The 234-nt window shown below is 59.4% G+C and carries 1 protein-coding gene; it reads right to left on the bottom strand.

From position 1 onward, the window contains the following. The coding region (locus tag Q4550_RS24140) for a hypothetical protein (RefSeq protein ID WP_303536806.1) at positions 1-234 on the bottom strand (234 nt) is incomplete at both ends.

Genomic DNA, 234 nt, shown 5'->3' with positions numbered 1-234 from the left:
CTTCTCAATAGCCCACGCGCGGCACCCTTTGCGGTCTGCGTCCCATTCGTATCGGAGGGAGGTGTAGCGCCCGCATTGGTTGAACGTGGCGATCAGGAACTTCGATGACCATCCGGGGTTGCCGTGAACGATGTAGAGGTTCTGCATCACCATCATGGGAGAGGCGCCCATGCGGTTCGCCATTTCGAGGGCGATGATGCAGTTGGCGATGTTGTCCCGGTACTGCTGAGGCAC

The sequence above is a fragment of the Anaerobacillus sp. 1_MG-2023 genome, from assembly GCF_030547345.1.
GTDB lineage: Bacteria > Bacillota > Bacilli > Bacillales > Guptibacillaceae > Guptibacillus > Guptibacillus hwajinpoensis_B.
The sequence above is the reverse complement of the archived record's forward strand: the minus strand, read 5'-3'. Positions and strand labels throughout refer to the sequence as shown.